Annotated in this window: 12 protein-coding genes; 6 read left to right on the top strand and 6 right to left on the bottom strand. The window is 60.6% G+C overall.

Going from position 1 to position 10176, the window contains the following annotated elements; all coding sequences use genetic code 11:
• Positions 1-87 precede the first annotated feature (87 nt).
• Both D8U71_RS14670 and D8U71_RS14675 read left to right on the top strand, forming a co-directional pair.
• Positions 88-1008 (top strand): AraC family transcriptional regulator, encoded by a 921-nt coding sequence (locus D8U71_RS14670; RefSeq protein WP_241663644.1) that lies wholly within the window; start codon positions 88-90, stop codon positions 1006-1008.
• 51 nt (positions 1009-1059) lie between these two features.
• Complete coding sequence (locus D8U71_RS14675) at positions 1060-1512, top strand: thiol-disulfide oxidoreductase DCC family protein (protein ID WP_125926094.1); 453 nt, start codon at positions 1060-1062, stop codon at positions 1510-1512.
• Here D8U71_RS14675 and D8U71_RS14680 read toward each other — a convergent pair.
• Positions 1495-1992, bottom strand: coding sequence for a DUF2269 domain-containing protein (locus tag D8U71_RS14680; protein WP_125926184.1), 498 nt, complete (start codon positions 1990-1992; stop codon positions 1495-1497). The two genes, D8U71_RS14675 and D8U71_RS14680, sit on opposite strands and share 18 nt — an antisense overlap.
• A gap of 1 nt (position 1993) precedes the next feature.
• The gene (locus D8U71_RS14685; protein WP_130888060.1) at positions 1994-3121 is read right to left on the bottom strand and encodes a saccharopine dehydrogenase NADP-binding domain-containing protein; all 1128 of its coding nucleotides are present in this window, start codon (positions 3119-3121) and stop codon (positions 1994-1996) included.
• Between the two features lie 171 nt (positions 3122-3292).
• Here D8U71_RS14685 and D8U71_RS14690 point away from each other — a divergent pair, with 171 nt between their 5' ends.
• Together D8U71_RS14690 and D8U71_RS14695 are read left to right on the top strand one after the other, a co-directional pair.
• Positions 3293-3508 carry a PLD nuclease N-terminal domain-containing protein gene (locus D8U71_RS14690; protein WP_016774306.1) on the top strand — a complete coding sequence of 72 codons (216 nt, stop codon included), beginning with the start codon at positions 3293-3295 and terminating at the stop codon, positions 3506-3508.
• Between the two features lie 255 nt (positions 3509-3763).
• The gene (locus tag D8U71_RS14695; RefSeq protein ID WP_024012575.1) at positions 3764-4240 is read left to right on the top strand and encodes a hemerythrin domain-containing protein; all 477 of its coding nucleotides are present in this window, start codon (positions 3764-3766) and stop codon (positions 4238-4240) included.
• Between the two features lie 238 nt (positions 4241-4478).
• Here D8U71_RS14695 and D8U71_RS14700 read toward each other — a convergent pair whose 3' ends face one another.
• The 3 genes from D8U71_RS14700 to D8U71_RS14710 form a co-directional block, all read right to left on the bottom strand.
• Positions 4479-5405: a LysR family transcriptional regulator gene (locus tag D8U71_RS14700; protein ID WP_130888061.1), complete on the bottom strand. Its 927-nt coding sequence runs from the start codon at positions 5403-5405 to the stop codon at positions 4479-4481.
• Positions 5402-6376: a quinone oxidoreductase gene (locus D8U71_RS14705; protein ID WP_130888062.1), complete on the bottom strand. Its 975-nt coding sequence runs from the start codon at positions 6374-6376 to the stop codon at positions 5402-5404. The genes D8U71_RS14700 and D8U71_RS14705 overlap by 4 nt, the downstream gene beginning before the upstream one ends.
• A 153-nt stretch (positions 6377-6529) precedes the next feature.
• The gene (locus D8U71_RS14710; RefSeq protein ID WP_130888063.1) at positions 6530-7027 is read right to left on the bottom strand and encodes an anti-virulence regulator CigR family protein; all 498 of its coding nucleotides are present in this window, start codon (positions 7025-7027) and stop codon (positions 6530-6532) included.
• 128 nt (positions 7028-7155) lie between these two features.
• On the opposite strand from D8U71_RS14710, the gene D8U71_RS14715 reads away from it, so the two are divergent.
• The gene (locus tag D8U71_RS14715; protein ID WP_130888064.1) at positions 7156-7314 is read left to right on the top strand and encodes a DUF2986 domain-containing protein; all 159 of its coding nucleotides are present in this window, start codon (positions 7156-7158) and stop codon (positions 7312-7314) included.
• Position 7315: 1 nt separating this feature from the next.
• On the opposite strand, the gene D8U71_RS14720 is transcribed toward D8U71_RS14715, so the two are convergent.
• On the bottom strand, positions 7316-8527 hold the full coding sequence (locus D8U71_RS14720) for an MFS transporter (protein ID WP_130888065.1): 1212 nt from the start codon (positions 8525-8527) through the stop codon (positions 7316-7318).
• Positions 8528-8658: 131 nt separating this feature from the next.
• Here D8U71_RS14720 and D8U71_RS14725 point away from each other — a divergent pair, with 131 nt between their 5' ends.
• Positions 8659-9552, top strand: coding sequence for a LysR family transcriptional regulator (locus D8U71_RS14725; RefSeq protein ID WP_130888066.1), 894 nt, complete (start codon positions 8659-8661; stop codon positions 9550-9552).
• Positions 9553-10176 lie beyond the last annotated feature (624 nt).

Raw genomic sequence — 10176 nt, forward strand, 5'->3', positions numbered from 1 at the left:
GGGCGTAATCCTGAGTGAGCTATCGAAGGCCTTCATTCTTGGCTAAGCTCTCGGGACGAACCAGTCTGATAAATCCAGGTTTCTGTCGTGATCATCCAAAATCCTGCTGGCGACCCACTCTCTGCCGTATTGGCACTCTCGGAACTGCGCGCAGCCTGCTCGGTTCGCTTGCAAGCGGGCGGTGTCTGGGCGCTGCGTTTCCAACCCATCGAACTGAAATTCAACGTGGTGCGACGAGGCGAATGCTGGCTGCGCATGCAAGGCATGCCGGCGCGCCTGTTGCAGGCCGGCGACTGTTTTGTGGTGTCGCGCACGCCGTTCATTCTGGCCAGCGGCGCCGACGTCGAGGCGGTGAATGCAGCGGAGGTTTTCGCCCATGACGAAGCCTCGGCAACGTTCGGTGTCGGCGAGGAAGTCGAGTTGCTGGGCGGCAGCGTGTCGCTGTCGGGACCCGGCGCAACCGAACTGCTCAACGTGCTGCCGACCTCGCTGATCATTCGTGCCGAAACCGCAGGCGCCTCGTCGTTCGGCTGGCTGCTGGATGAACTGGGGCGCGAGTGGCCGTCGCATCAGCCTGGCTCGCAGGCGATGTGCAACGACCTGCTGCGGCTGATCTTCATCCATGCGCTGCGCCATCACATCAACAGCGCGGATGCCGAACAACTGGCGTGGCTGGGTGGACTGCGGGAACCGGCGATTGCCGGCGTGTTGCGCGCCATTCACGCTGCTCCGCAGATGCCTTGGCGACTGACGCAAATGGCCGAGATTGCCTGCATGTCGCGATCGGGTTTCGCGGTGTTATTCAAAACTTGCATGGGTGTAGCGCCGGTCGAGTACGCCACGCGCTGGCGGATGCGCGTGGCCGCGTTCCGCTTGCGCAATGGCCGGGACAATGTGGCCACTGTCGCCGCGTCACTGGGCTATCTGTCCGACGCGGCGTTTGGCGCTGCATTCCGCCGCGTGCACGGAATATCGCCGGGGCAATACCGGCGCGATTCACTCTTATAGTCCGGTGATCAAGGTTATGATCGCGACAACCGCCGCCAAGGACATCCGCCTATGCCTGCCATGAAAACCCGCCCCACCCCCGCGCCATTGCTCAAGCCAGGCGAAACCGTGGTGCTGTTCGACGGTGTGTGCAAACTGTGCAACGGCTGGGCGCGTTTTCTGATTCGGTATGACCGTCAGCGCCGCGTGCGGCTGGCGACCGTGCAATCGCCCGAGGGCCAGGCCTTGCTGGCGTGGGCCGGTTTGCCGCTGGACGAGTTCGACACCATGGCGGTGATCCGCGACCGCAATTATTGGGAACGCTCGGATGCGTTTCTCGAAGTGGTCGGGCAACTGCCAGGGCGCTGGCAGCCGCTGAAACTGCTGCGGATCTTCCCGCGTCGTCTGCGCGACTGGGCTTACGATCGCATCGCGCTGAATCGGTATCGGCTGTTCGGCAAGTACGACACTTGTCTGCTGCCGACTGCGGATCACGAAAGCCGTTTTCTAAAGGCCCACGGCTGACCCGATCAGTTGCAGCGGCGTCATCTTCGTCACCATCATCAGCACGATGACAAACATCCCGGCGAACCCGACGACGCCCATCCAGAACCACCAGCGGTACGTGCTCGCGTAGCGATCATCCAGAGGCAGGCTACCTTCGCCCGCGCTCAGCGCCATGCTCTGCAAACGCTTTTGCAACACCAGCACCGGCAGCCACAACGCGCCGACACAGAAGAAAATGATCAGCGAAGTCAGCAGCCATTCGGTGCTCATCGAAAGCCCCGAGAGCCGCATCAGCAGATAGCCGGTAATGACCTGCACAAACCCGGCCGGCGTGGTGATCCACGTATCAAAGCGCACCACCATTCGTGCGACATGGGCGATCACTTGCGGGTTGCCGCTGCGGCTGGCGGCGATCAGGTAGAGGTAGGAACCCATGCCGAAACCGAAGAGGAAAATCGCCGCGATTACATGCAGGTACTTCAGGCACAGATAGACCATCTCAACGCTGCCCATCGGAGAATTGAACCGACAGGCTCAAGTTGGCCGGATCGTTGATCGCCGCCAGATATTCATCGACGCTGATTTCGCCAACACACGGCCGCGCGCCAGGTTGCGGTGCATAACCCCGCGCCATTTTGGTTGCGAGGGCGACGGCGGCGCAGCTGGGGATTTCCGGGCCTTTGTCATTCAGTGCGGTGAGTTGCGCGGTCATGCTCAGCGGCTGGTCGTCAACTCCAATGCCTTGAACATCGATGTACATCGCGCTTTTGCCATCACCGAAGCGTTCGAACCACGTGCCCAGTCGATGCAGACGCGCCGCCCAGCGCACATGATCGCGCACCAGACCGAAGCGCAAGGCTTGCGCCAGCAAGGCGTTGGCGACACCGCCGAGCTTCAGGCCGGCGCCAGCCTTGAAGCGCAGCGTCTGTGCGCCATAGCGGCGAGCGAAAATATCCATGTCCGGCACATCGACATTGGCCAGCACCCGCTTGCCCAGTTGCGGCATGCTGCGCAGGGTCAGATCGAGCCAACCCAATACTTCGTGAGCCTGGCCGTTCTTCAACTGTTTGATCGGTTTGCCTGCGTAGGCGAGCACGCCTTCGACCGTGGACAGCCCCGGCATCTTTGCCGAGGAAGAAATGCCATGCTCGATCGAATCGATTCGCGCAAAACGCGAGCGCTGCTGGTCAATGATTGCCGAAGACAAGGTCGGCACCGAACTGCAACCGCTGAGCACGGCCACACCAGCCTCCCTGGCGCGGGCGTCGAGTACATCAATTCCATTGACGAAGGTGCGGCAGTCAGCCAGATCGCAGTAATTGACCCCGGCATCGATGCAGCTTTCAGCAACCGCGTAGGACTGCCCCTGAAACGGCCCGCCGGTGTGCACCACCAACTGAATATTCAACTCTCGCAACGCCGCTTGAAAACCTGCGCCCATCGCATCACCGCACCAGCCTTCGCAAGCTCGGCCCGACTGCGCTTGCAGCTCTTCGACCTTGTGTTGCAGCTTGCGTGCATTGCGGCCCGACAGCAGCAGTTCAATCTCTGGCATCTGCGCCAGATGCCGACAAACGATACTGCCGAAATTGCCGTAACCACCGACGACCATCACCCTGAATGCCATTGCCCTGTCCCTGTTCCAGCCTAAACGTGTGGCGCAGAGGATATAGGGCGCAGCGGCGACCAGACATTTATTTTGCAACCGGGTATCACCGCGTCCGCTCGTCCCAGGCAAAAAGAATGAACCCAACGCACCTCTCGCCGCCTAACGCACAGACCATCAGGAGTTAAGCCTATGCAAATCGAAACCGTGTGGATCGTATTGGCGGTCATTCTCGTGCTGATCGAGCTTTGGGCCATCAACCGGGTGCGCAAAAGCGAGGGGAAATCGAGCAATAAAGGCGTGTGGATCGTGCTGATCGTGTTCGTGCCGCTGTTCGGCCTGATCGCCTGGGCGTTGGCGGGGCCCAAGCATATCGGTCGCGGCTCGCCTTCCCAGGCCAGCCGCTAAGCAAGGACGCAGGCCCGTCTCAAGCATCACCCGCAGCCCGGCTTTTGCCGGGCTTGTTATATGCAATGCCCGCCACGCGGATTTCTTGCAGGCTGCACGAAAGCATTGTGCCTGCTTCGATGCCAGCCCTTGATTTAGACGGATTGCGCTCGATCAGCGAGTTGGCATGAGTCCTGCGATAGCCTCTTCCTGAATACACAGCAGCGCGAAAAAAAGAACGCTGTGTTCAATCCGTGAAAAGCAGAGGCCTCAAAAATGAATGCTATCGACCTTCTCAAAGCCGACCATGAAAAAGTCAAAGCCATCCTCAGCCAACTGAGTGAGTCCACCGACCGCGCGCTGAAAAAACGCGTCGAGTTGCTGGGCAAACTGGAAATGGAAATCACCATCCACACCCGCCTCGAAGAAGAGATTCTCTATCCTGCGTTCAAGGAAGCCGGCAGCAAGGAAGAAGACATCATGTATTACGAAGCCAAGGAAGAGCACCGCACCGTGGATTCGCTGGTACTGCCTGATCTGAAAGAAACCGATCCAGGCACCCCGGAATTTGCCGGTCGGGTCAAAGTGGTCAAGGAACTGCTGGAGCACCACATCGAAGAGGAAGAACAGGAAATGTTCCCGAAAGCGCAGAAGCTTCTGGGCAAGGCAAAACTCGAGGAGCTGGGTGCGCAAATGGAAGCCATGAAGGCGAGCCACAAAAAGGAAATGGCGGCCAACAAGATCGCTGCGTAAAGCGCTGAAGACACCAAAGCCCGGCAGCGATGCCGGGCTTTTTTGTGCGCCCAAATTGGCACTCGCTCTCACATTGGATATTTGGGCGTTCGCGAGTTTCTGAGCAAGCCACGAAACCTGTGGGAGCGAGCCTGCTGGCGAAGGCGTCAGGTCAACCAGATCATCCATGACTGACACTGCGCTTTCGCGAGCAGGCTCGCTCCCACGGGGTCAGTGTCGGTCTTGATGCAGGTTGTGCTCAAACCGCCCAAGGTGGCCCGGTCTCGAATTTCGCTTCGATCCACTCCTTGAACGCCACCACCGCCGCCGCTGGAAACCGCGACGACGGTCTGACCAGATAAACGCCGCCCGCCGAATCCAGATGCCAGTCGGGCAGCACGCGAATCAGCCGCCCTGCCGCCAGATCGCGGCTCATCAGCCAGTCGCCGGCACCGAGTATGCCGGCGTCGGCGCGGGCGGCGGCGAGCAGGGATTCGCTGTCGCTGGCGGTCAGATTGCCGTGTGGCGTAATGGTCTGCACTTCGTTGCCGCGATGCAGGCGCCACAGCGGGAACGACGCCAGCCCGCTGAAGCGCAGGCAATTGTGTTGCAGCAGATCCTGCGGGGTTTGCGGCATGCCGTGGGCCTCGATGTAGGCCGGCGATGCGCAGAGAATCCGACGATGGTCACTGAGCTTTTTTGCAATCAGGCGATTGTCCTCAAGCTCGCCGATGCGAATAGCCGCGTCGAAGCCCTGCTCGATGATGTCGACCAGGCCTTCGCTGTAATCGGCGACCAGCGAGACCTGCGGGTGAGCCTTGAGAAATTCCGGCAGCAGCGGCCCCAGCCATAACCGCCCCATCGCCGCCGGCAACGCCAGGCGCAGGGTGCCGCGTACTTCGCTGGCACCCTGCACCGCTTGCTGCTGCGCTTCGTTCATCAACTCGACGGCCGCGCGCAGGCGCTGTTCGAGTTGCAGGCCAGCCTCGGTGATACGCACGTGTCGCGTCGAGCGCTCCACCAGCCGCACGCCGAGTCGCTTCTCCATCGCCGCAAGGCGCTTGGAAACGATGGTCGGATGGCGCTGCAACAAACGCCCCGCCGCGACAAACGAGCCTTGCGCGGCGACGGCCAGGAAAGCAGCGATTTCATCGCTGTGCGGGTTGCTCAGAACATCCAGATTCATGGTTTTAAAATGATCGCCCCTGATGATCGGCCCGATTCAAGATCGGCGTGCGCTTGTGCCGCGTCAGCCAATGAATAACGCGCGCGAATTTGCGGCGTGATGATACCGGCGGCAACAGCGGCCAGCACATCTTGCGCGCGCTCCTGATATTCAGCTGTCGTGGCGGTGTGCGCGGCCAGCGACGGACGGGTCAGGAACAGCGAGCCCTTGGCGTTCAGCGTGGCCATTTCCACCGCTGCCGGCGCGCCGGTCTGCGCGCCGAACGAGACCATCAATCCGCGTGGGCGCAAGCTGTCCAGCGAGGCCTGAAAAGACACCCGACCAATCGGGTCATACACCACATCGACCTTGCGCCCCTCGGTGATACGCACCACATCGGCGGCGAGAGTCTCGGCATCGAACACCAGTACTTCGTCACAACCGGACGCGCGAGCCTTGTCGACACTGGCCTGCTTCGACACCACACCGATCACCGTTGCGCCAAGGTGTTTGGCCCATGGCACCATGATTTCCCCCAGGCCTCCCGCGACGCCGTAAACGAGCATTGTCGTGCCCGGCCCGACCGGATAAGTCGCCTTCAGCAGATACTGCGCGGTGATGCCTTTGAACAACACCGCCGCCGCGTCTTCGAACGTCAACTCTTCGGGAATCTTCACCAGCCGCTCTGCCGGAAACAACCGCGCCGAGGCGTAACCGCCCAAGGGGCCAGTGGCGTAAGCGACCCGATCACCGACGCGCACATTGCTCACACCGGCACCGACCGCCGCCACTCGACCCGCGCCTTCCAGCCCCAGCCCCGACGGCAACGCCACTGGTACCGCACCTTTGCGCTGGCTGACATCGAGGTAATTGACGCCCACCGCCGCTTGCTCCAGCCAGACCTCGCCGGACCCGGGGGCCTGTTCGCTGACAGTGCGCAATTGCAGGACATCCGGTGCGCCCGTTGCGGTGAAGCGGATTGCGTTGGCCATGGTCATCTCCATTCATTCGTTAAGCGTTGAGCTCAGTCTGAAAGCGCAGCAATCAACGAACAACCCAGCCTGAATGCAGTTCATTGCTGCAAAGGCTGCAGCAATACACACATAAAAAAGGAGCGGCACATGCTGCCGCTCCTCTTTCAACAATCAATCGAACGCGCCGTTGAGCACCTCGTAGATCAGCCCGGTGGCCAGCGCAACGAGAATGAGGTCAGTGCCCGCCTGTCGCCATTCGTAGCCGTCATAACGAGGCAAATGGCCGAGCATGCGCCCGTCCAGCTTCTTGGCGATACCCGGGGGCAACGGTTTGCCCCGCGCCAGATTCTTTTGAATACCCGGCGGCAGCGGCGGCCCCGGATTCCAGTATTGGCCGCGATAACCATCGATGATGCCGAGAATATTGCCGCGATCGAAACTCGGGCCGCCACCATTGCCAGAGTGTTGCTGGCCCTTGTTGCCATTGCCTTGGCCGCCCCCGCCCTGTTTACCGTGATCCTGCATGTTTTGCGGTTTGCCCTTGCCGTTGCCCTGGCCGCCCTGACCACCCTGCCCCTTGCCATTGCCGGGGTCAGCCAGTGCCGTCGTGCTGCCGATTACAAGCGCGAGGCAAGACAACGCGGTAATCAATCTGCGAGCTTTTCTCATGTGCGATTCCTTCGGTTGGGGGATGCTCTAGAGTATGGGCGAATGTGCTCAGCTTAGTGGATTTCTTCTTGCTGACCACTCGGCCTTGCGTCAGGATTCCCACCCTCTCCACCCCTGATCGAAAAATCATGAATCGTCAAAAGAAGCTGCAGCAGTTGTTCAAGGAAAAGGCCAAAAAGGCCAATGCCAAACTGGCGCCGAAAAAGACCAAATACATCTGCAAGGCCGACCGCCTGAAGCTGGAAGCCGAAGCGGCGCAGGCCTCGGCCGAAAACACCGAGAGCTGATTCAGGCTGTCTGCCGCGACGTCAGCCAGGTCATCAGCGCCGCCAGCACCAGCAATGCCGCGCTGGCGAAAAACGTCAGCCGATAACCGCTGCCGTCGAACAGCAGACCACCGATGGTAGAACCCGAGGCAATCGACAACTGCACCACCGCCACCATCAGCCCACCGCCGGCTTCGGCATCGTCGGGCAGCGTGCGCGCCAGCCACGACCACCAGCCTACCGGCGCTGCCGTGGCGATCAGTCCCCACAAGCCCAGCAACACGAACACTGCTAGCACTGAACTGCCCAGCCCGATCAGCGCGACAGCAATCACCGCCATCAGCAGCGGAATGGCGATCACGACTCTGTACAGACCTGACTTCAGCACCGACCCGATGATCACAGTGCCGATAAACCCGGCCACACCAATGACCAGCAGGATGATCGACAGCATCGAAACGTCGACCCGGGTCACGGTCTCCAGAAACGGTCGCAGGTAGGTGAACAGAACAAACTGGCCCATGAAGAACAGACCTGCGCCGAGCATGCCGAACGCCACGCGGCGGCTTTTGAACAACGCAAAAACATTGGCTGCGCTGGCTTTGCGTGGCGCGGCCGGGAGCGCGGGCAAGCTGATCCATTGCCAGAGCAGCGCAATCAGCGCCACGGGTATCAGGCAGAAAAACGCCCCGCGCCAGCCAATCACACTGCCCAGATAACTGCCCAACGGCGCCGCCACGACGGTCGCCAGGGCATTGCCACCGTTAAAAATGGCCAGTGCCTTGGGCACGCTGGCGGCGGGCACCAGACGCATGGCCAACGCCGCCGACATCGACCAGAAGCCACCGATTACCACGCCGATCAATGCGCGACCGATCATATACACCGTGTAATTGGGCGCCAGGCCCACCACCAGCCCGGACGCGCACATCAGCGCGGTCAACAGCAGCAACAGGCGCTTGCGATCCATCGAGCCGGCGAGCCTGCTGATCGTCAGGCTGGTCAGCACCGCGAACGCGCCGGAGATGGCAATGCCATAGCCGGCCAGGCCTTCGCTGATGTGCAAGTCCGTGGCCATTGGCGTGAGCAGACTGACCGGCATGAACTCGGAAGCGATCAGCGCGAAGACGCACAGGGTCATAGCGAACACGCCGCTCCAGTACGCCGGTTGCTCGCCGTCAGTGGACGCTTCCATGGCCTGGGCTGTCGGGGTGTCGATTACTTGAGCCGTCATGCGAAAACCTGTCTTGAAGAAGAAATCATCGAGGCACTTCTGCCCCGTTACTCAGGCTGCAAAGCTTGACGGATCGGGCTTAACTTGATTAGTAGCGGTAATCTTCATGTGCTTTTGAGAAAAATTCAGCAATGAGCAACGCCAAAGTCAACGACCTGCAGGCCTTTCTGGCGGTGGCCCAGGAGCAAAGCTTCACCAAGGCTGCCGCCCGCCTCGGCGTCACGCCGTCTGCGCTGAGCCATACGGTGCGCGCGCTGGAGCAACGTCTGGGTATCCGCTTGCTCGCTCGTACGACGCGCAATGTCTCGCCGACCGAGGCTGGCGAACGCTTGATGCACTCAATTGCGCCGCTGTTCGAGCAGATCAGCGCCGAGCTCGAAGCCCTCGGCGAATTGCGCGACAAGCCCAGCGGCACGATCCGCGTTTCCTGCACGGACGATCAGATCGAATTGTGCATCCGGCCGATGCTTGCAAAGTTTTTGCAGGACTATCCGGATATCACCTTGGAGTTTTACGTCGATTACGGATTTACCAATGTGGTCAAGGAACGCTTCGATGCCGGCATTCGTCTCGGTGAATCGATCAGCAAAGACATGATCGCCGTGCGCATCGGCCCGGACTGGCGCCTGGCCGTGGTGGCCTCGCCAGGTTACTTCGCTCGCCACCCGGCACCCACCACGCCGCATCAGTTGACGGAGCACACTTGCATCAACATCCGTCACCAACCGGCCGGCGCGATTTACGCCTGGGAGTTTGCGCACAAGGGTCAGGATTTCAGCGTGAAGGTCGATGGGCAACTGGTGTTCAACAGCATTATGCATGTGCTCAACGCCGCCGTGGACGGCATCGGCGTGGCCTACGTGCCCGAGCAATTGGTCGCGCCGTATCTGGCGGACGGGCGACTGGTGGAAGTGCTGGAAGAGTGGTGCCCGACGTTTCAGGGCTATCACTTGTATTACCCGAACAGACGCCAGAGCTCGGCAGCGTTTGCAGCGTTTGTCGAAGCGCTGAAATACAACCGCTGACATCACAAATCATCTGAGCAAAACGCCGATACCTGTGGGAGCGAGCCTGCTCGCGAAGGCGCCAGATCAGATACATCCACGTTGGATGACACACCGATTTCGCGAGCAAGCTCGCTCCCACAATGGTCCGGGGCAGATCTACAATCTTTGTCGCACCTCAAACCCCATGTGGGAGCGGGCTTGCCCGCGAAGGCGCCGGCACATTCAAAATCATCATCGCCTGTCATACCGCTTTCGCGAGCAGGCTCGCTCCCACAGTGATCCGGGGCAAATTTACGATCTTTGTCGCACCCCAAATCCCCTGTGGGAGCGGGCTTGCCCGCGAAGGCGTCGGCACATTCAACATCATCATCGCCTGTCACACCGCTTTCGCGAGCAGGCTCGCTCCCACAATGGTCCGGGGCAGATCAGCAATCCTTGTCGCAACCCAAATCTTTGTGGGAGCGAGCCTGCTCGCGAAGGCTTCGGCACATTCAACCTCATCATCGCCTGTCACACCGATATCGCGAGCAAGCTCGCTCCCACAATGGTCCGGAGCAAGGCCACAATCTTCAGCGCACTCAAAATCCCTGTGGGAGCGGACTAGCCCGCGAAGGCGTCGGCACATTCAACATCATCATCGCC

Origin of the sequence: Pseudomonas sp. Sample_21 (genome assembly GCF_004307525.1) — a bacterium.
Lineage (GTDB): Bacteria > Pseudomonadota > Gammaproteobacteria > Pseudomonadales > Pseudomonadaceae > Aquipseudomonas > Aquipseudomonas atacamensis.